General features: G+C 36.4%; 23 protein-coding genes. 20 read left to right on the top strand and 3 right to left on the bottom strand.

The genetic code is table 11. The features are described 5' to 3' along the window. Nucleotides 1–26: 26 nt before the first annotated feature. The 5 genes from PYW36_RS08870 (at nucleotide 27) to PYW36_RS08850 (ending at nucleotide 6,039) form a co-directional block, all read left to right on the top strand. Entirely contained in the window at nucleotides 27–1,268 is a 1,242-nt protein-coding gene (locus PYW36_RS08870) for a cysteine desulfurase (RefSeq protein WP_103158909.1), read from the top strand. Continuing rightward, nucleotides 1,258–1,707, top strand: a complete 450-nt coding sequence (gene sufU, locus PYW36_RS08865; protein ID WP_037572365.1) for a Fe-S cluster assembly sulfur transfer protein SufU — start codon at nucleotides 1,258–1,260, stop codon at nucleotides 1,705–1,707. The genes PYW36_RS08870 and sufU overlap by 11 nt, the downstream gene beginning before the upstream one ends. 74 nt (nucleotides 1,708–1,781) lie before the next feature. Next, a complete protein-coding gene (gene sufB / locus PYW36_RS08860) occupies nucleotides 1,782–3,179 on the top strand; it encodes a Fe-S cluster assembly protein SufB (protein WP_037572364.1) in 1,398 nt (465 codons plus the stop codon). Nucleotides 3,180–3,402: 223 nt separating this feature from the next. After that, nucleotides 3,403–4,398 carry a hemolysin family protein gene (locus PYW36_RS08855; protein WP_037572362.1) on the top strand — a complete coding sequence of 332 codons (996 nt, stop codon included), beginning with the start codon at nucleotides 3,403–3,405 and terminating at the stop codon, nucleotides 4,396–4,398. A gap of 564 nt (nucleotides 4,399–4,962) precedes the next feature. Continuing rightward, nucleotides 4,963–6,039, top strand: coding sequence for an NAD(P)H-dependent flavin oxidoreductase (locus PYW36_RS08850; RefSeq protein ID WP_103158890.1), 1,077 nt, complete (start codon nucleotides 4,963–4,965; stop codon nucleotides 6,037–6,039). 91 nt (nucleotides 6,040–6,130) lie between these two features. On the opposite strand, the gene PYW36_RS08845 is transcribed toward PYW36_RS08850, so the two are convergent. Next, the gene (locus tag PYW36_RS08845) at nucleotides 6,131–6,826 is read right to left on the bottom strand and encodes an alpha/beta hydrolase (protein ID WP_103158891.1); all 696 of its coding nucleotides are present in this window, start codon (nucleotides 6,824–6,826) and stop codon (nucleotides 6,131–6,133) included. A 123-nt stretch (nucleotides 6,827–6,949) separates the two neighbouring features. Here PYW36_RS08845 and PYW36_RS08840 point away from each other — a divergent pair, with 123 nt between their 5' ends. From PYW36_RS08840 to yidC, 6 genes are all read left to right on the top strand, one after another. Beyond that, nucleotides 6,950–7,798: a DUF72 domain-containing protein gene (locus tag PYW36_RS08840; protein WP_103158910.1), complete on the top strand. Its 849-nt coding sequence runs from the start codon at nucleotides 6,950–6,952 to the stop codon at nucleotides 7,796–7,798. Between the two features lie 15 nt (nucleotides 7,799–7,813). Next, nucleotides 7,814–8,638 carry a sulfite exporter TauE/SafE family protein gene (locus PYW36_RS08835; protein WP_037572356.1) on the top strand — a complete coding sequence of 275 codons (825 nt, stop codon included), beginning with the start codon at nucleotides 7,814–7,816 and terminating at the stop codon, nucleotides 8,636–8,638. 12 nt (nucleotides 8,639–8,650) lie between these two features. Beyond that, on the top strand, nucleotides 8,651–9,970 hold the full coding sequence (locus PYW36_RS08830; RefSeq protein WP_103158892.1) for a bifunctional metallophosphatase/5'-nucleotidase: 1,320 nt from the start codon (nucleotides 8,651–8,653) through the stop codon (nucleotides 9,968–9,970). An 83-nt stretch (nucleotides 9,971–10,053) separates the two neighbouring features. Then, entirely contained in the window at nucleotides 10,054–10,971 is a 918-nt protein-coding gene (gene lipA, locus PYW36_RS08825) for a lipoyl synthase (protein ID WP_037572352.1), read from the top strand. A 17-nt stretch (nucleotides 10,972–10,988) separates the two neighbouring features. Further along, on the top strand, nucleotides 10,989–11,354 hold the full coding sequence (locus tag PYW36_RS08820; RefSeq protein ID WP_103158893.1) for a YutD family protein: 366 nt from the start codon (nucleotides 10,989–10,991) through the stop codon (nucleotides 11,352–11,354). Between the two features lie 245 nt (nucleotides 11,355–11,599). Continuing rightward, the gene (gene yidC, locus PYW36_RS08815) at nucleotides 11,600–12,352 is read left to right on the top strand and encodes a membrane protein insertase YidC (RefSeq protein WP_157946634.1); all 753 of its coding nucleotides are present in this window, start codon (nucleotides 11,600–11,602) and stop codon (nucleotides 12,350–12,352) included. Between the two features lie 132 nt (nucleotides 12,353–12,484). Here the strand turns inward: yidC and PYW36_RS08810 are convergent, their stop codons facing one another. Further along, a complete protein-coding gene (locus PYW36_RS08810; RefSeq protein ID WP_103158895.1) occupies nucleotides 12,485–12,751 on the bottom strand; it encodes a DUF3055 domain-containing protein in 267 nt (88 codons plus the stop codon). Nucleotides 12,752–12,849: 98 nt separating this feature from the next. On the opposite strand from PYW36_RS08810, the gene PYW36_RS08805 reads away from it, so the two are divergent. The 8 genes from PYW36_RS08805 (at nucleotide 12,850) to dltD (ending at nucleotide 19,706) form a co-directional block, all read left to right on the top strand. After that, the gene (locus tag PYW36_RS08805) at nucleotides 12,850–13,287 is read left to right on the top strand and encodes a DUF86 domain-containing protein (protein WP_037572343.1); all 438 of its coding nucleotides are present in this window, start codon (nucleotides 12,850–12,852) and stop codon (nucleotides 13,285–13,287) included. Continuing rightward, nucleotides 13,284–14,081 (top strand): TIGR01457 family HAD-type hydrolase, encoded by a 798-nt coding sequence (locus PYW36_RS08800; RefSeq protein ID WP_037572340.1) that lies wholly within the window; start codon nucleotides 13,284–13,286, stop codon nucleotides 14,079–14,081. The genes PYW36_RS08805 and PYW36_RS08800 overlap by 4 nt, the downstream gene beginning before the upstream one ends. Continuing rightward, nucleotides 14,074–15,039 (top strand): 2-hydroxyacid dehydrogenase, encoded by a 966-nt coding sequence (locus PYW36_RS08795; RefSeq protein ID WP_037572337.1) that lies wholly within the window; start codon nucleotides 14,074–14,076, stop codon nucleotides 15,037–15,039. Before PYW36_RS08800 ends, PYW36_RS08795 begins: the two co-directional genes overlap by 8 nt. Nucleotides 15,040–15,486: 447 nt before the next feature. Next, nucleotides 15,487–15,618: a teichoic acid D-Ala incorporation-associated protein DltX gene (locus PYW36_RS08790; protein WP_084275967.1), complete on the top strand. Its 132-nt coding sequence runs from the start codon at nucleotides 15,487–15,489 to the stop codon at nucleotides 15,616–15,618. A gap of 18 nt (nucleotides 15,619–15,636) precedes the next feature. Next, entirely contained in the window at nucleotides 15,637–17,091 is a 1,455-nt protein-coding gene (dltA, locus tag PYW36_RS08785) for a D-alanine--poly(phosphoribitol) ligase subunit DltA (protein ID WP_103158896.1), read from the top strand. Next, nucleotides 17,088–18,308 carry a D-alanyl-lipoteichoic acid biosynthesis protein DltB gene (gene dltB, locus PYW36_RS08780; RefSeq protein ID WP_037572322.1) on the top strand — a complete coding sequence of 407 codons (1,221 nt, stop codon included), beginning with the start codon at nucleotides 17,088–17,090 and terminating at the stop codon, nucleotides 18,306–18,308. Before dltA ends, dltB begins: the two co-directional genes overlap by 4 nt. Nucleotides 18,309–18,324: 16 nt before the next feature. Further along, nucleotides 18,325–18,561 carry a D-alanine--poly(phosphoribitol) ligase subunit 2 gene (dltC, locus tag PYW36_RS08775; protein ID WP_103158897.1) on the top strand — a complete coding sequence of 79 codons (237 nt, stop codon included), beginning with the start codon at nucleotides 18,325–18,327 and terminating at the stop codon, nucleotides 18,559–18,561. Next, the gene (dltD, locus tag PYW36_RS08770; RefSeq protein ID WP_037572317.1) at nucleotides 18,558–19,706 is read left to right on the top strand and encodes a D-alanyl-lipoteichoic acid biosynthesis protein DltD; all 1,149 of its coding nucleotides are present in this window, start codon (nucleotides 18,558–18,560) and stop codon (nucleotides 19,704–19,706) included. The genes dltC and dltD overlap by 4 nt, the downstream gene beginning before the upstream one ends. 138 nt (nucleotides 19,707–19,844) lie before the next feature. On the opposite strand, the gene PYW36_RS08765 is transcribed toward dltD, so the two are convergent. Beyond that, nucleotides 19,845–20,087 carry a NifU family protein gene (locus PYW36_RS08765; protein WP_037572314.1) on the bottom strand — a complete coding sequence of 81 codons (243 nt, stop codon included), beginning with the start codon at nucleotides 20,085–20,087 and terminating at the stop codon, nucleotides 19,845–19,847. Between the two features lie 104 nt (nucleotides 20,088–20,191). Here PYW36_RS08765 and PYW36_RS08760 point away from each other — a divergent pair, with 104 nt between their 5' ends. Then, nucleotides 20,192–20,512: a YuzD family protein gene (locus PYW36_RS08760; RefSeq protein WP_037572310.1), complete on the top strand. Its 321-nt coding sequence runs from the start codon at nucleotides 20,192–20,194 to the stop codon at nucleotides 20,510–20,512. Nucleotides 20,513–20,664 lie beyond the last annotated feature (152 nt).

The raw sequence follows: 20,664 nt of genomic DNA, 5'->3' as shown, positions 1-20,664 counted from the left end.
TTTTTGGAGAAAGGTCTGTGGTACAAATGACCGAAACACAATTTGATGTTGAAGCAATCATAAAAGACTTTCCCATTTTAAAAGAAACAGTTAATGGGAAGCGTCTTGCATATTTAGATTCAACAGCGACGAGTCAAAAGCCGCAACAAGTGATTGATGCACTCGAGGATTATTATAAGCGCTACAATTCTAATGTGCATCGCGGTGTGCATACGCTAGGATCACTTGCTACGGATGGTTATGAAGGTGCGCGTGAAACTGTGCGTCGTTTTATTCATGCACCTTACTTTGAAGAAATTATCTTTACACGTGGAACTACAGCTTCCATTAACTTAGTTGCACATAGCTATGGTGATGCGAACGTTGAAGCGGGTGATGAAATTGTGGTCACTCAAATGGAACATCACGCGAATATCGTACCTTGGCAACAGTTAGCAAAAAGAAAAAATGCAACATTAAAATTCATTCCAATGACAGACTCAGGGGAATTGACGCTTGAAGCTGTAAAAGAAACGATTACAGATAAAACAAAAATCGTTGCCGTCGCACATGTTTCGAATGTTTTAGGGACAATCAATGATGTGAAATCTATTGCTCAAATCGCACATGAACATGGCGCAATTATTTCAGTTGATGGGGCGCAATCTGTTCCACATATGAAAGTGGATGTTCAAGATTTAGATGTAGATTTTTATAGCTTTAGTGGCCATAAAATGCTTGGACCTACGGGTATAGGCGCCCTATATGGTAAACGTGAGTTGCTCAATCAAATGGAGCCTATTGAATTTGGTGGAGATATGATTGATTTTGTAGGTCTTTATGAAAGTACATGGACAGACTTACCCACAAAATTTGAAGCAGGGACACCATTGATTGCCCAAGCTATTGGCTTAAAAGCGGCGATTGAATATTTAGAGAATATCGGTTTTGATGCGATTCATGCGCATGAAGCTGAGATTACAGCATATGCTTATGAAAAAATGTCTGAAATTGAAGGTATTGATATTTATGGCCCAGACAAAGATAAGCGGGCAGGTATCATCACCTTCAACTTAAAAGATGTACATCCACATGATGTGGCGACAGCACTTGATACTGAAGGCGTTGCCGTTCGCGCAGGTCATCACTGTGCGCAACCTTTAATGAAATGGTTGAATGTATCGTCCACAGCGCGTGCAAGTTTCTACATTTACAATACAAAAGAAGATGTAGATCAACTGGTTGAAGGGTTGAAACAAACGAAGGAGTTTTTCACATATGAATTTTAATAATCTCGACCAATTGTATCGTTCAGTGATTATGGATCATTATAAAAACCCACGTAATAAAGGTGTTATCGAAGATGGTACGATGACTGTTGATATGAATAACCCGACATGTGGCGACAGAATTCGCCTTACTTTTGATATCGTCGACGGTATTATTAAAGATGCAAAATTTGAAGGTGAAGGTTGTTCTATCTCTATGTCAAGTGCATCGATGATGACTGAAGCGATTAAAGGGCATAGTCTTAAAGAAGCGATGGAAATGAGTCAAGAATTCACTAAAATGATGCTCGGTGAAGATTATGTAATCACTGAGGACATGGGTGATATCGAAGCGTTACAAGGTGTTTCTCAATTTCCTGCCCGTATCAAATGTGCCACATTAGCATGGAAAGCACTTGAAAAGGGTACTGTAGAAAAAGAAGGCAAAACAGAAGAATAAGCACATTGAATGTAGTGATAATAGAGCGTATCGCACAAAGATACGAAAATAAGAGTTGATAGGAGTGATCGTTGATGGCTAAAAAAGCACCTGATGTAGGCGATTATAAATATGGGTTCCATGATGAAGACGTATCGATTTTCCGTTCAGAACGTGGACTCACTGAAAATATTGTTCGTGAAATTTCAAATATGAAAGACGAACCTGAATGGATGTTAGATTTCCGTCTAAAAGCATTGAAATTATTCTATAAAATGCCAATGCCACAATGGGGCGGAGATTTATCTGAATTAGATTTTGATGATATTACGTACTATGTTAAACCTTCTGAACGTTCAGAACGTTCTTGGGATGAAGTACCAGAAGAAATTAAACGTACATTTGATAAATTAGGTATCCCAGAAGCAGAGCAAAAGTATTTAGCGGGAGTTTCTGCGCAATACGAATCAGAAGTGGTTTACCATAATATGGAAAAAGAACTTGAAGAAAAAGGAATTGTCTTTAAAGATACGGATACAGCATTAAAAGAAAACGAAGATTTATTCAAACAATATTTTGCTTCCGTTATCCCAGCTGCAGACAACAAGTTCGCCGCTTTAAATTCCGCAGTATGGTCAGGAGGATCATTTATTTACATTCCAAAAAATGTAAAACTTGATACCCCATTACAAGCTTATTTCCGTATTAACTCAGAAAATATGGGACAGTTCGAACGTACATTAATCATTGCGGATGAAGGGGCTTCTGTAAACTACGTTGAAGGTTGTACAGCACCTGTTTATACAACGAATTCTTTACACTCTGCCGTTGTAGAAATCATTGTGCATAAAGATGCGCATGTACGTTATACAACAATTCAAAACTGGGCAAATAACGTGTACAATCTCGTTACAAAACGTACCCTCGTTCATGAAAATGGTAATATGGAATGGGTCGATGGTAACTTAGGATCTAAGCTTACAATGAAATACCCTTCTTGTGTACTTGTTGGGGAAGGTGCTAAAGGAAGCACTTTATCCATCGCTTTTGCCGGTAAAGGCCAAGTTCAAGATGCGGGCGCTAAAATGATTCATAAAGCACCAAATACGTCTTCAACAATTGTCTCTAAGTCAATTTCTAAAGACGGAGGTAAAGTGGTATACCGCGGTATCGTCCACTTTGGCCGTAAAGCAAAAGGTGCACGTTCTAACATCGAATGTGACACATTGATTTTAGACAATGAATCCACATCAGATACAATTCCATATAACGAAATTTTCAATGATAATATTTCTCTTGAACACGAAGCGAAAGTATCTAAAGTGTCAGAAGAACAACTTTTCTACTTAATGTCTCGTGGTATTTCAGAAGAAGAAGCAACTGAAATGATCGTTATGGGCTTCATTGAGCCATTTACAAAAGAATTACCAATGGAATACGCTGTTGAAATGAACCGTCTCATCAAATTTGAAATGGAAGGTTCAATCGGTTAATATTGCGATTAATGAGGAGTGGAGCAGAAATCGACTGGATTTCATGGCTCACTCCTTCTTTTTTATGTTCATATTTTGAAGTTTGGCTTCTTAAGTTGTTTATATTCAAGGGTAAAGTTATCAAACAAAAGAGGAATTTGACTTGATTTTTCAATCTTTTTCCTACAAAATGATGAGCATACAACTTAATTTTAAAAAGACGTATCGGAAGGGGAACTGCTTAATGATCATTGCGATCATTCTATTAATATGTGTATCTTTCTTCTTTTCGGGCAGTGAAACGGCATTGACTGCTGCGAATAAGGTGAAATTACAAGCAGAGGCAGATTCAAATCGTAAATCTGCTAAATTATTAAAGTTGCTTGAAAAACCTAGTGAATTCATCACAACCATTCTTATCGGAAACAACATTGCAAACATTTTGTTACCGACACTGGTCACAATTTTAGCTGTTGATATGGGGATAAGCGTTGGAATAGCATCAGCTGTGTTAACAGTGGTTATTATTTTATTTGCCGAAGTAATCCCTAAATCTATTGCGGCGACTTCACCAGATCCTATAGCGCGTCTTGTTTTTCCAGTAATTCGCTTTTTTGTTATTATTTTTAAACCGTTAACGGTCATTTTGAATGCGATAACTGATGCGATTAATCACCTGATTACTCGTGGAAGAGACGATGAAGGGATGTCAAAAGAAGAAGTTCGTGCAATGGTTTCTATTGCCGGGAGCGAAGGTGCATTTAATGAAATGGAACGCAACCGTATTCAAGGGGTTATGGACTTTGACCGTCTCAAAATTACCGACGTTAATAATACACCACGTGTCAATGTGACCTCTTTAAATGTGGAGGACGTTTACGATGAAGTTTATGATGTCGTCATGCAACATCCATATACGCGTTATCCTGTCTATGAAGGGGACATAGATAATGTGGTTGGTGTTTTTCATTCTAAATATTTACTTGCATGGAGTCGCCAACCTGAAAAAACGTTGCGTGATTTTTGTTCGGAACCTCTCTTTGTATATGAACATAACCGTGCTGAATGGGTTTTGCGTAAAATGACAGTTACACGCAAACATCTCGCGATTGTGATTGATGAGTACGGTGGGACTGATGCCATCGTGACACATGAAGACTTAATTGAAGAAATGCTGGGTATGGAAATTGAGGATGAAATGGACAAAGTAGAAAGTGAAATGGTCGAGAAAGTCCGCTAATTCTCATACTAAATCGAATAAACGGTTTTATAATAAATCGGACTGATGTATAAGTAATTTCATGTATTTGATTATTCCAAAAAGCCTCGCTTTTCTAGGCGCCTCACCTCTGCATGAAAACGTTACGAATGAAATGAGTTACGTATTCAGTACACCTATGAACATATGTGAATAGGTGATCCATAGTTTAAGATTGAGATAAACTCAATCTTAAAATGGAATTTCGGTTTCGGCTAGATGCCTCAGAAGTCTCGGCTTAGGAACTAATCAAATACGCTATATATATTCATAAGCGTTATAAAATCTATTTTACGACTTAGTTATACTGATTTAAGTAGTATTAAAATAACCAACAACGTTCAATAATTTATACTCTCACAACTAAAAAGGAATTTACTCCTTAATTTAATGTGACCAGTCCGATTTGACAGAGAACCGAATAAACACAGTATTGATCTCAAGCTAAAATGGGGGATGTCGATACTGTGTTTTTTTTATTGAAGAGTAAAAAATAAAAGAAAGGTTAATATAAATGGTAATGACAAAAGAATGGAGGAAAAAGGGATGTGGAAAAAAACGACGATTAGTCAATTATGTCAAATACGGTTGCCGATTATTCAAGCCGGTATGGCTGGGTCGACCTCTGCTGAACTTGTGGCAGCAGTAAGTGAATATGGTGGACTGGGCACGATTGGTGGAGGATATGATACACCAGAGAAACTCAAATTCGAAATTGAAGCAGTCCGAGCGCTGACCGATCAACCATTTGCAGTCAATCTGTTTGTGCCTGAGCATAGTGACTATACTCAACATGAAGTAGAAACGATGCACCATTATTTAGAACCCTATTTAGATAAATTTCAACTTCAACATGACGCTCCTGAACTCCATAGTGATAAACAATTTCAAGAATTAATCCAAACCGTGATAGACCTCAAAGTCCCTGTATGTAGTTTTACGTTTGGGATTCCATCTGAAAATGTGATTCAACAGCTCAAAAACCAAGGAATTATTGTGATTGGATGTGCGACATCAGTTGAAGAAGCAATAAAAAATGAACGTGCAGGTGTAGATGCTATCGTAGCACAAGGTTGGGAAGCAGGAGGTCATCGAGGAACATTTTTAAAACAGGAGGCAGACGAAGCTCCCGGTATAGGATTGATGGCATTAATTCCTCAAGTCGTAGATTACGTTTCTGTTCCTGTCATCGGGGCAGGCGGCATAATGGATGGGAGAGGTATCAGTGCTGCCCTCATGCTTGGGGCTGCAGGTGTCCAATTGGGGACAGCATTTTTGACGACAAAAGAGTCCGGTGCCAATGCCACGCATCAAGAGGCCCTTATGCAACATAATGAAACAGACACGACACTCACACGTCTGTTTAGTGGAAAATGGGCACGAGGCATAAAAAATCAATGGATTATAGACATGCGCAAACAACAGGTAGACCCTCTTCCTTATCCTTATCAAAATGATATGACGAAAAGAGTCCGAAAAATGGCTGCGCAACAAGGCATTCCAGATTGGACGCATCTGTGGAGTGGCCAAGGTCTTAGATTATCAAGAATCTGTACAACTAAAGCGTTGCTTTCCCATTTGGAAGAGGAAACGTCACTCACATTATCACGTTTCAATGCTTAAGGAACGATAAATCGCTGTGACGTCCCTCTAGGTTTGAATGTATTAAAGAATCGTCGAAGTAATTATAAATCATCAAGATACAATAAAATGATTATGATAATGAAAATTGCTTAAGCCAAGCACATAATAGCGGAAAATGTGTTCCTCTTGGATTGATACATTCCAAATGGTCTAAAAAAGGTAACGCATAAAATGTGATATATTCACCTTTATGATAGTTTTCATGTACTAAGGAAAGTGACGTATCAATGTGGACAGAAGTATCGTTATATCCATGTATGATTAATGTTTCTGTCTCAATAGGTAACTGAGTGATTGGAGAAGCCGTTTTTAAAATATTTGTGTCACGTGTATCAAAATATTCAGTAGCCGCATTTTGACCTAATTGATGGTGTAACGTATATAACACATCTGTCACAGGCGCTAAAGCAACAACGGCATCAAAGTCTTTGTGATTTAATAAGACAAGTTGACCCCCAACAGAATGACCTAATCCGATGCATTTATCAGGAGCAAACTTTGAAGATTTAAAATGTTTTAGCGCAGCATGGATATCTTCAGAAGGTGTCGGCCATGGATGTTCTGGACCTCTCCGATATTCTATATTGATTATACCGTAGCCTTCTTCAGACAGGGCATCTATCATGGGGTCCATCATATGTTTATCAAATTTTTCACGCCAATACCCCCCATGTACTAAAACAATCCAAGTGGGGTTAGTCATTGTATCGCTTAAATATACATCATAATGCTGTGCTGCATTGTCTCCATAAAAAAATTGTTCCATGAATCATCGCTCCTAAATGTCTTTTTTAACCCTTTACCCTAAGCCGCACTTGAAAAACGGAAGATACAACCTTCAAGTCGTCGAATATGAAGCGAATATGATAAAATGAAAGCGGTGATGAACATGATAGAGATAGGACTCACAGGTTGGGGAGACCATGATTCATTGTATGAAGACGTCGCTCGACAAACAGATAAATTAAAAACTTATGCAAGTCATTTTCCAATCGTCGAGTTAGATGCTTCCTACTATGCCATCCAGCCTGAACGAAATATTTTAAAATGGATTAAAGAGACACCAGAACGTTTTAAGTTTGTTGTGAAAATCCATCAAGCACTGACTTTACACGCAGATTATAAAGACTTTGCGTCATCCATCAAATCTTTATTCGAAGATTTCAAACAAATGATTAATCCTTTGATTAAAGCAAACAAACTTGCGATGGTACTCGTGCAATTTCCACCTTGGTTTGATTGCAATACTAAGAATATAAATTACATACGGTTTGTAAAATCACAGCTCAAAGATGTTCCGACTTGTATTGAATTTAGGCATCAATCGTGGTTTGAAGGACCGATGAAAGAACACACGCTTGAATTTTTAACGCAACAAGGATTGATTCACTCTGTATGTGATGAGCCGCAAGTTGGAGATGGCAGTATTCCATTCGTGAATCGCGTAACGCATGAACTCGCCTTTGTGCGTTTTCACGGACGCAATGTACATGGATGGACAAAAAAAGATATGAGTGACCAAGAATGGCGGGATGTACGTTATTTATATGATTATAATGCCTCAGAATTACAAGATTTAGCCGAAAAAGTACGTATTTTAGATCAAAAAGCGAAGAATGTTTACGTTGTCTTTAACAATAATTCTGGTGGCCATGCCGCGCAAAATGCAAAAATGTTTCAAAAATACCTTGATATTGATTATGAAGGTCTTGCACCCCAACAACTTAAACTTTTTTAATAAGGAGAGAAAGTGATGAGCATTGTGTTATTGATTATCATTGGACTCGTTTCAGCTATTATCGGGTCTTTAGTGGGAATTGGCGGCGGTATCATCATTGTGCCTACTTTGATTTACTTTGGTATGACACAAGGGCTATTGCACGGGATTACTCCTCAAACTGCAATAGGAACCTCTTCAATTATTTTAATTGCCACAGGGCTTTCTTCTACTATTGGGTATTTGAAAGTCAAACAAGTCGACGTTAAAAATGGCATGATCTTTTTAGTAGGAATATTACCGGGTGCTTTCATTGGCGCATATCTAAGTCGTTTTTTAACGATAGACTCTTTTAATTTATATTTTGGTATTTTCTTAATATTTGTCGCGATGTTGCTTATGATTCGTCACAAAATACCGCCAATCAAAGCGTTCCAAAAGCCGAAATATATGAAAACCTTCATTGACTCTCATGGTAAGCGTTATGAATATGGGGTCGTGCCTTATATTGCTGTCATAGCATCGTTTATCATTGGATTAACGTCAGGATTATTTGGGATTGGTGGAGGCGCCTTAATGACACCTTTAATGTTACTTGTTTTTCGCTTTCCACCGCATGTCGCCGTCGGTACGAGTATGATGATGATTTTCTTTTCAAGTATAGCTGGATCTATTGGACACATTTTACTTGATCATGTCGTTTGGGGGTATAGCATTATATTAATCATTTCAAGCTATATCGGTGCACAAATCGGGGTGAAAGTGAACAAAACGATTCAATCCGATTTAATCGTTTTAATTTTACGCATCGTGATGTTGGTGTTAGGTGTGTATTTAATTCTTCAAACTATGATGGGATAAGGAGAGATAGGTATGCGAATCACGATTTATCATACAAACGATATACATAGCCATTTGCATGAGTATCAACGCATAGCGACATATATGGCTGAACATCGACCTCAATTAAGTCATCCCTCACTCTATGTAGATATAGGTGATCACGTGGATTTATCGTTACCTGTAACGGAAGGAACGATGGGGAAAAGAAATGTCGCCTTATTAAATGAAGCACATTGTGATATCGCAACGATAGGTAACAACGAAGGGATGACCATTTCACATGAAGCCCTCCAAACTTTATATGCAGATGCCAATTTTACAGTCACGTGTGCCAACGTTTTTGATGAGCATGGGCAATTACCACATCATTTTGTTTCATCAACTGTTAAGGTGATTGAAGGCGTTCGTTTTCTTTTCGTGGCGGCGACAGCACCGTTTACACCCTTTTATCGTGCGTTAGATTGGGTGGTGACAGATCCTTTTGAAGCGATTAAAGATGAAATAGCTGAACATGAAAAGCAATATGATGTGCTTATAATTTTAAGTCATGTCGGAATTTTCTTTGATGAAATGTTATGTGAAAAATTACCAGAAATTGACGTTATATTTGGCGCACATACCCATCATTATTTTGAAAACGGTAAAGTTGAAAATGGTGTGTTAATGGCAGCAGCTGGGAAATATGGGCATTATTTAGGCGAGGTAACGTTAGATATTGAGGAAGGGAAAGTCATTCGTCATACGGCACAACTGCATCCATTAGAGACGCTCCCTGAAGTGACCACAGATTTTGAAAGAGAAGGACGTACTTTACTGAGTAAAGCGGTGGTCCCACGACCGATGACATTTCAGAAGGCGACAAATTTTATTACTGAAGCAAGTTATCTTTTAGCAGAAAGCGTAAATGAATTTACTGAAGCAGACTGTACAATTATTAATGCGGGACTGATAGTAAGAGGGTATGAAAATACGCGTCTCACAGAATATGATATTCATCAAATGTTACCGCATCCGATTAATACTGTGCGGATAAAATTAAGTGGTTTAAAATTAAAAGAAGTCTTGTTATTGGCGAGTGAAAATGAATATATGTATCAAAATGCACAAGGTTTAGGTTTTCGAGGCGATATCTTTGGAGGATATATTTTATATGATGCAGGTTATATTGCTTCTTCCCAACGTTATTTTGTGCAAGGGAAAGAAATCATTGATGATGAAATTTATACCTTAGGGACAGTTGATATGTATACATTTGGACGCTATTTCCCGCTTTTAAAAGATGAGAAGGTAGATTACCTAATGCCAGAATTTTTAAGAGATATTTTCAAAGAAAAGCTACTGCGTTTATGAATTTTAAGCCAGTAGATTTTAATTTAGTGTAAAGTTCGCTATAATATAGTGAGACCTAAAAATACAGGAGGGTATCTGCTGTTATGGCTACAAAAAATGAAGAAATATTACGTAAACCAGATTGGTTGAAAATAAAGTTGAACACGAATGAGAACTATACTGGGCTCAAGAAAATGATGCGTGAAAAAAACTTACATACTGTATGTGAGGAAGCTAAATGTCCGAATATTCACGAATGCTGGGGCGCGCGTCGTACTGCGACATTTATGATTTTAGGTGCTGTGTGTACACGTGCTTGTCGTTTCTGTGCGGTAAAAACAGGTTTACCGAATGAACTTGACCTTGAAGAACCAGAACGCGTAGCAGAATCTGTTGAATTAATGAACTTAAAACATGTTGTTATAACTGCTGTGGCACGTGATGACTTAAAAGATGCAGGTTCAAACGTATATGCTGAAACTGTTCGAAAAGTTCGTGAGCGTAATCCATTCACAACAATTGAGATTTTACCATCAGATATGGGTGGCGACTACGAAGCACTTAAAACATTAATGGATTCTAAACCAGATATTTTAAACCATAATATTGAAACGGTACGTCGATTAACACCAAGAGTTCGTGCACGTGCCACTTATGATCGTACGTTAGAGTTTTTACGTCGTTCTAAAGAATTACAACCGGATGTTCCTACAAAATCAAGTCTTATGGTAGGTTTAGGGGAAACAATCGAAGAAATTTACGAAACGATGGACGACTTGCGTGCAAATGATGTAGATATTTTAACGATTGGACAATATTTACAACCTTCTCGCAAGCACTTAAAAGTTCAAAAATACTACACACCATTAGAATTTGGTAAATTGCGTAAAGTGGCAATGGAAAAAGGATTTAAACATTGTCAAGCAGGACCTTTAGTTCGCAGTTCATATCATGCTGATGAACAAGTAAACGAAGCTGCTAAAGAAAAACATCGTCTTGGTGAAGCGCAATTGAATCAATAAACCAAGGTGTGATAAGCATGATAAAAGTAGGTAACCATTATTTTGAACTTCTAGAATCTTATCAAAATGGATTTATTGAAGAAGATTTTGTCGCAAGGTACTCAGAAATTTTAGATAAATATGATTTTGTCGTTGGAGATTACGGATATGAACAGTTACGCTTAAAAGGGTTCTACAAAGATACACACAAAAAAGCAGACTATAATAAACGTTTTTCCACGATACAAGACTATTTATTAGAGTATTGTAATTTTGGGTGTGCCTATTTCATTGTGCGTCGTTTAAGCAAACATGAAGCAGAAAAACACCTAGCAGAAGATGCGCGTATTATTGCAGAAGATAAATTGAAGGATGTTAAAATCCAGCCGAGTATACAAGATTAGTGTTCATACTGTCCCTGAAGTGATTGACTTCAGGGGCTTTTTTAGAGAAATTGATTATTCCTCTTTATGAGTGCGCAATATATTTTAGGAGATAGAAATGAAAGGATTTCATTTGTATCTCTTTAGTTTTGGAGTCATGTTATACTGACAGTGGACTATTAATTGTGAGGGGTTAAATGATGTTGACACAACTTAAAAAGGGAATGGTTGTGTTCAGTTGTGCAATTTTTTTAGTAGGATGTTCTATGAAAAGTAGTGATTGGATTTCGAAAAGTTTCGAAATGATATTTATCGTTCCAATGCAACGATTGTTAACACTGTTTAGCAGTTGGGGAGGCGGTCATTTTGGTTTTGGGATTATTGTACTCGTTTTACTCGTGCGCTTATGTTTATTACCTTTCATGGTACGCCAATCTAAAATGAGTCATCGTCTTAGACATATTAAACCTGTCGTTGAGCCTTTAATAAATGAACGCAAAAAAAAACTCAAAGAAGCCGAAACACCTGAGGAAAAAGAAATCGCTCATCAAAAGTTAATGGAGAAGTATAAACTGTATGGTATGCATCCCTCTCAAACCATGTTAGGTTGTCTACCTGTATTGTTACAAATTCCTATTTTACTGGGGCTATTATATGCAATTAAACATCCAAGTCATCATATATTAATGACAGAAATGATGTTTTTAGGTTATGACTTAAGACATCCAGAACTTGTTTTAACCCTTTTGGCAGGCTTACTCTATTTCATTCAGCCTTTAGTCAATATGGGGAACTTTCAACATAAGCGTGTGTCTATTATTCTGGCTATTTTAATGCCACTTTTCATTATACTCGCAGCAATGCAAACCCCGAGTGCGATTGCGTTATATTGGATTACAAACGCTAGTTTTTTAATTGTTCAGATGGCGTGTACAAATATTATTTTTGGAAAACGCGCGCAACGTGAAGCAATCAACTTAGAGCGCAATTTAAATACAAAAACAGACGAAAGTAAATAAACGGGACCCCCTAAAAAATTAGAAAGCCATCAAAATTTATTCAAGGGTAAATTTTGATGGCTCTTTTAATACAATTATTTGAGCATGAAATCGTGCATCAATAATATTATTGATATCCTAGCGCTGTTTTATCTATTGAATCACTTCATGCAAGTAAGCTGTAATTTCATCGCCTTCTTGTTCGCTAACACCTAAAATATAAGCAATATAGCCTTCTTCTTCTAAATCATCGGTTCCTATAATTCCAAATTTATTAGTTTGTGTGTTGAGCACAAGCGTTTTTCCGTAATGGCGATCTGTTTGGATTAAAACCAAATCGTATCGACTATGTTCTCCTACAAACCCAACGAATCGAACTTGGGAAGGCTCAACGTCATCATATAAATACATATCTATCATATTTCGAACTCCTTCAATGAAAATGTTAAGGCAAGTATAACGATAAATGATTGGAACTGCAAAATTGTGATATGATTAAGATAATAGAGGTGACGAAAATGTATTTTGTAAATAAGGAAAAATTATCTCGTAAACTGACTTATTTAAAACAACTCACAGAAGACTATGAATCTGTTAAAAACAATCATTATGCATTTGAACGCGTGGCTCAAATGTTGATTGAATCTTCTGTGGATATAGGCAATATGATTATTGATGCATTTATTTTAAGAGATCCAGGTAACTATAAAGATGTGATTGACATTTTAGAATTAGAAGGTGCCATCTCTAAAGAAACAAAGCTCCATTTACATAAAACGATTGAAGTACGTAAACAATTTGTACATTTATATGATGAATTAAATATGGCTGAGGTACAGCCACTTTTCGACGAGGCCTTGCCTTACTATCGTCAATTTATAGAGGAAGTGGTTTATTTTTTAGAAAATGAAAATGTACCTGTCACTGCTTTTGGTAAAGGAGAGAACGCAGAATGAAAACATACAAAGCTTTTCTCATTGATTTAGACGGAACGTTATATAAGGGCAATGATGTGATTCCAGGGGCACGTGAATTTATAGACTATTTGAATGTTCAAGAAATTCCTCATTTATACGTGACGAATAACTCTACTAAATCACCTGAAGATGTGGTTCAAAAGCTCACGCAAATGAATATAGAAGCAAAACCGCAAGAGGTCGTGACGTCAGCGATGGCTACAGCGGATTACATCGCTTCTGAACACCCACAAGCTTCAGTATATATGGTAGGAGGTTCTGGATTAGAAAGTGCTTTGAAAGAAGCAGGTCTAGTACTTAAATCAGATATAGATGTGGATTATGTTGTGATGGGGTTAGATGAAAATATTACTTATGATAAGCTTACGACCGCAACATTGGCCGTTCAAAATGGTGCCACGTTTATTTCAACGAACAAAGATCCCTCTATTCCTAAAGAGCAAGGTTTTTTGCCTGGAAATGGTTCATTAACAAGCGTGGTGACGGTTTCTTCAAAAACAGAACCTAAATTTATCGGAAAACCCGAGACGCCAATTATGCATAAAGCGCTTGATTTATTACAAGTCTCCCCGAAAGATGTTGCGATGATTGGCGATTTATATGATACGGATATATTGTCCGGAATTAATATCGGCATTGACACGATACATGTTCAAACAGGCGTTACGTCTGAATCAGAGGCCTTATCGAAACCGACACCTCCAACTTATAGTGTTCGAGATTTAGCAGTATTAAAACAGAAACTTGAAAAGGCGAGTGATACACATGAATAAAATACTTGTGACGCGACAAATTCCAGAGAAATTTAAGACGCGCTTAGAACGACAATCAGAAGTTGAGATGTGGGACCATCACCTCACACCTATGCCAAGAGACCAATTTATACAGTCAGCCAAAGATAAAACAGCGTTACTTGTCACATTAAGTGAACAGATTGATGAAAAACTTTTCCAAGCAGCACCTCATTTAAAAGTTGTAGCCAACATGGCGGTAGGTTACGATAATATCGATTTGGCAGCAGCGGAACGTCATGGTGTTGTGGTGACAAACACACCTCACGTCCTCACAGAAACAACGGCAGAGTTAGGTTTTGCTTTAATGCTTGCGACATCGCGCCGAATTGTAGAAGCGGAAAAATATGTGCAAGATGGCAAATGGGAGAGTTGGGGACCATACTTATTAGCAGGTAAAGATATCTACCGTTCAAAAGTAGGAATATTTGGAATGGGTGAAATAGGTAGGGCCTTTGCACGCAGACTGAAAGGATTTAATGCGGATATTTTATATCATAATCGATCAAAAAACCTTAAAGCAGAAAGCGAATTGGGTGCATTTTATACCTCATTTGAAACATTGATTAAAGAGAGTGATTTTATCATTTCCACCGCCCCTTCAACGCCTGAGACACAAAACACCTTTAATCGTGACGTATTCAAAAATATGAGAAATGATGCAATTTTTATTAATATCGGACGTGGGGACTTAGTGGTAGAAGAAGACCTTATAGAAGCCATTGAAAATAAAGAGATTGCAGGTGCTGGTTTAGATGTCGTACGCGATGAACCTATACGTACAGACCACCCATTATTAAAATATCCAAATGTGATTGTCACACCTCATATCGGTAGTGCTTCTATTTTAACGCGAGATCAAATGATTCAAACGTGTGTCTTAAATATTGAAGATGTCTTTCATAGCAAAACAGCACGCAATCAAGTCAAAGGGCATTAGCACGATATAGAATTTTATCATTAATAGTTTTTTTATATGTATTTTATATAATATAGTATTGATTAAACAAACATACAATATTTGTATGTTTGTTTTTTTGAGTGCTAAAAACTGAATTGATTCGGTGTTTACCTTTCTTTCACCTGCTATTTACATATGAGATAGAGGATAAACATGAGGCATAGACTAGGATATAAGACTGTCTACGACCTTAGTCGTATTAAGTTTAAATTTTACTTAAATTATTAAAAAAGAGAGATATAATGACTGAATAGTATTATAATATTACTTGTGTAAATGAATGAAACAGATGAATGAGAAATGTGAAGTATGTTTTAATTGGGGTTAAACATCAAGGAAAGCCAGGAGGAACGAAGGACATATTGGCTCACTTCTGAGTTTAACAATTCTATGCACGACAATTTTAGAAAAGAGAAGTGACGTACTATGAAATTGGCAGATCATGTGTATCTAAAGTCATTTTTATTAATGGTTTTGTATTTTGCAATAATGATGGCTTTGTATTTGTTGTACGGGGATAGCGGTGCACAAAGTACATTTGTCTATAATGAATTTTAATATTTAGGAGTGATGACGATGAGAGATATTTTAGAAGCAATTCGCCATTTTAGTAAAGCCACTCCAAATAAAAATGCTGTACAACATCAAGAGAATACACTCACGTATTCAGAATTAGAAACTTATTCAAATCAACTTGCACTTCGTTTGAAGAACGAGACACAGCCTATTGTTGTGTATGGACATATGTCTCCTTATATGATAGTTGGAATGATTGCAGCATTGAAAGCAGGATGTGGCTATGTACCCATAGATTATTCGATTCCAGCTAATCGTATTGAATCTATAGTTAAGAAAATTGAACCGAGTTTATTTTTGAACACGATGACAGATACAATCACCATTGAAGGTGTCGACGTTGTAGATGTGCATGAACTTGACTTAATAGGTGAAGATGATCACATTTCCAATATTCAACCTGATACGATTGCCTATACGATTTTTACATCAGGTTCTACTGGTGAACCTAAAGGTGTACAAATCTATTACGACAGTCTTGTGGATTTTGCGAACTGGGTAGATGATTTAAATCATAATAAAGAAGGCCAAGTCTGGTTGAACCAAGCCCCACTTTCGTTTGATTTGTCTGTTATGTCAGTTTATCCTGCGTTGATTTCAGGCGGGACAATACAGTTTATTTCTAAAGACATGATTATGAACCCGAAAGCATTACATGAGCTATTTATTTCACAACGCATAGATGTGTGGGTATCTACCCCTTCATTTATGGAAATGTGCTTACTCTTACCTTCATTTAACGAAGGGCAAATGCCGAACTTATCGACATTTTTATTCTGTGGAGAAGTGTTTGGCCACAAATCCGCACAACGTTTGGTGCAACAATTTCCACAAGCAGATATCTATAATACGTATGGTCCAACAGAAGCAACAGTGGCCATTACAAGTATTTTAGTAACTGAAGCATTGTTGAATCAGTTTGACATTGTCCCTATTGGCGCACCGAGACCAGGTGTTCAGTTACGTCTTACTGAGGAAAATGAGCTTGTCATCGAGGGTTCTTGTGTGAGTGCAGGTTATGTGAAAGATCCAGAACGTAGTGCCCGTGTGTTTATTGAAACAGATGGCACGAGAGGTTATTTAACTGGGGATAGTGCAAAATTTGAAAATGATCAATGGTTCATCCAAGGACGTATTGACAACCAAATTAAATATAACGGCTACCGTATGGAACTTGAAGAAATCGAAGCAAAATTAAATCGACTTGACGAAATTAACAGTGCGATGGTCGTGCCTGTTCGCAAAAATAATAAGGTTAAATTGTTGAAAGGCGTCATTCGTTTATCTTCACAAGATTTAGATGAAAAAAAGGCTATAAAAGCAATTAAAGAACGCATTAAAAAAGAATTACCAGATTACATGATTCCACAACAATGGGTATGTGTGGATCAAATGCCATTAAATAATAATGGTAAAATAGACAGAAAAATGATTAACGAGGTATATCAATCATGACACCATATGCTTCTTTTCATTTTTTCTTAATTGCTTTAATTATATTATTGCCAATTATTATATTAGGGCTATTTGGTAAACGCTCAAAAATTTATAATGCCCTAAGTACTCTTGTGATGCTAGTGATTATCTTTGCTGATCACAAGCACAACTTTTTTGGCAATCAATATTTAAGTTATCATACAATAACATTTTTCCTTTATATCATTTGGCAAGTCGTGGTGATAAAAGGATATGAAAAGCTAAATAAAAATAAAGAAAAAAATTCAACGGCATTGTACATCACGGTCCTATTCTTATCTTTGCTTCCTTTAATTGCGGTTAAAGTGTTACAAAGTTCTTGGCTAGGTACTGGACAAGTACATATGTATAGTTCGAAACTTTTAGGATTGTTTGGGTTTTTAGGTATTTCATACATTGCGTTTAAGAGTATCCAATTAATTATGGAGATTCGAGATCATTCTATTAAAGAAATACCACTCAAAAAATTATTAGCTTTTATGACATTTTTCCCAACAATTTCATCTGGACCTATCGATCGATTTAGACGATTTATAAAAGATGAAAAGAAAATTCCAGACCCAGCGCAATACCGATTACTCCTAGAAAAAGCTGTACACTATGTGATGCTTGGGTTCTTATACAAATACATTGTTGCATTTTTAATTCAAAAATATGTGACAACACCAATGGGTAACCATTTAACGTCCTTTACTGATTATTGGATTTATATGTATGGTTATACTTTCTATTTATTCTTTGATTTTGCAGGTTACAGTTTATTTGCGGTGGCATTCAGTTACATCTATGGTATTCAAACACCAATGAACTTTAATAAACCGTTCCTTGCTAAAAACATTAAAGATTTCTGGAACCGTTGGCACATGTCATTATCTTTCTGGTTCAGAGATTGCGTCTACATGCGTATCGTCTTCTTTATGACGAAAAAGAAATATATGAAATCAACATTTCATATCTCTAATTTAGCATTTTTAGTCAATTTCGGAATTATGGGGATTTGGCACGGTCTTGAATGGTTCTATATTATTTATGGTTTATACCATGCAGCATTATTTATCGGATATGCCTATTATGAAAAATGGCGTAAAAAACGTTTTGGTCAACTGAAACATCCATTTTTTAATGTTATGGGTATCCTTATTACGTTCCACTTTATAGCATTTGGACTATTAATATTCTCAGGAAAACTGATTTAATTTAGGAGTGATTGATATGGAATTTAGAGAACAAGTATTGAATATTTTAGAAGAAGTAACAGAAGATAGCGTTGTAAAAGAACAACCCGATGTGCGTTTATTTGATGAAGGTATTTTAGACTCTATGCAAACCGTTCAACTGATTTTAGCGATTCAGAACGAATTGGATATCGAAGTGTCAATTATGGATTTTGATCGTGAAGCATGGGCAACACCAAATAAAATCGTTGAAGTATTATCTGAATTACAATGAAACTAAAATATCCTGCACTTATTGCTTTTTTAGTTAGTGCACTTTTGTTTGGTGCCTTTGTATTGATACCTGCTTCATGGCTACAGCCGAATTGGTCGCATGATAAATTATTAAAACAACAAGTGGCGAATAGCGATACTGTCATTAAAGGCTCAGCCATTCAAAATGCAATGCTAAAGGATAAAAACTTTTATCCTGTTTATGGTTCGAGTGAACTTCGTAAAGACGATCCTTACCAACCTTTAATTCTATTAAAAGGAAAGCAACCTGATCTCTTTTATGTTGGAACGGGTGGTCAAACGGATTTATTACAAGCCATCGCATTAGGGGCGCAATATGATCAGCTTAAAGGTAAGAAGATGACCATTATTGTTTCTCCACAGTGGTTCACGCGAAATGGTATTTTAGAAAATAACTATTTAGGGCGTGTATCTAAAGTTCAAATTAATCGATATTTCGATAATCCAAACATACCGAATCATCTTAAGCAACGTTTAGCCCAACGTCTGCTCCATTTTAAAACGAACAAAAATGACGCATTCTTAAAAGAAGTATCAAAAACAGGTGAGGTTAAAGGACATTATCTCAATCCGTTTTATGCGAATCATTTAGAGAAAATGGAAGTCATTAAAAGTTATCTTCAAATACCTTCAGAAACTGATAAATTAACGAAACTTGTTGATAAGTCAAAACCAACGCATAAATCTTATCAACAATTGGATAAAGAAGCAGAACAATATGGTAAAGCCCATAGTTCAACGAATCCTTACCGTATAAAAGACGCATACTGGAAATTAATTAAAGAAAATAAACGACCTATTAACCGTCAATATGAATTCCGTACAAATTCTCCAGAGTTCAAAGACTTGGCATTATTAGTTGATTTAATGAAAGCTGGAAATGCAGATGTTCAATATGTAGTGTTACCTGTAAATGGTAAGTGGTACGACTCAATTAAAGTGAATCATGAACGTCGTCAAAAAGTAAATCAAAAAATTGTTAAAACAATTAATGAGCGCGGTGGCAATGTTTATGATATGACAAACCAAGACTACAAACCTTATGTGATGAGTGATGCCGTTCATATTGGATGGCGTGGACTTGTTGAACTTACGGAACAAATTGAAAAACATATTAAATCTTAAAAATAAAAACCAGTAACATCGCCATCGAAGCGGGTTACTGGTTTTTGAATTCTATTTTGAAAAAATCACTTTTATGTTAACAAAAAATAGAGAAGAAATGGCACAATGCGCCGTTTCTTCTCTAACGTATGAAATATATTAAAAGACTTGTTCGACTTCGATAACGCCAGGAACTTCTTCCACTAAAGCACGTTCAATCCCAGCTTTTAATGTGATAGTACTACTAGGACATGTACCACAAGCTCCTAACAATTGAAGTTTGACGATACCATCTTCAACATCAACGAGTTCGCAGTCACCGCCATCGCGTAATAAGAAAGGACGTAGTTTTTCGATGACTTCAGCAACTTGGTCATACATGGTTGCATTTTCAGTTGGCATGTAAAATGCCTCCTTTCAAGTTAAATGGTTCTAATTACTCTTATTTTTTTATTATAATAGAATCAGTAGTAAAAATCTATATTTGAAAATGGGAGGGATTTTGAATGAATAAGGTGAGTGTTGTTGTCTACGGTGCGGATGTCATTTGTGCCAGTTGTGTGAATGCACCGAGTTCACGTAACACCTATGAGTGGTTACAATCAATTTTAGAACGAAAATATCCAGATATTCAATTTGAATATACGTATATAGATATTGAAAAAGATACAGAAAATTTATCAGATCATGATCAACAGTACATTGAACAAATCAATGAAGATGAATTATTCTATCCGTTAGTCACAATGAACGATGAATATGTAACAGACGGATATGTTCAACTCAAACCAATTACACGATTTATTGATGAGCATATCGCTCAATAATCAAAAAAGGGGATTGGGACATAAAGGTTACCAATAATTAGAAAGCCATCAAAATTTACCTGACTATAAATTTTGATGGCTATTTTGATACAAATTAGTTCATAAAAATTGAGTTGATAATGCAAATTTTATAACTTTAGAGCGGTGAATAA

Source organism: Staphylococcus chromogenes (assembly GCF_029024625.1).
Taxonomy (GTDB): domain Bacteria; phylum Bacillota; class Bacilli; order Staphylococcales; family Staphylococcaceae; genus Staphylococcus; species Staphylococcus chromogenes.
This window is presented reverse-complemented; position numbering and strand designations above follow the sequence as displayed.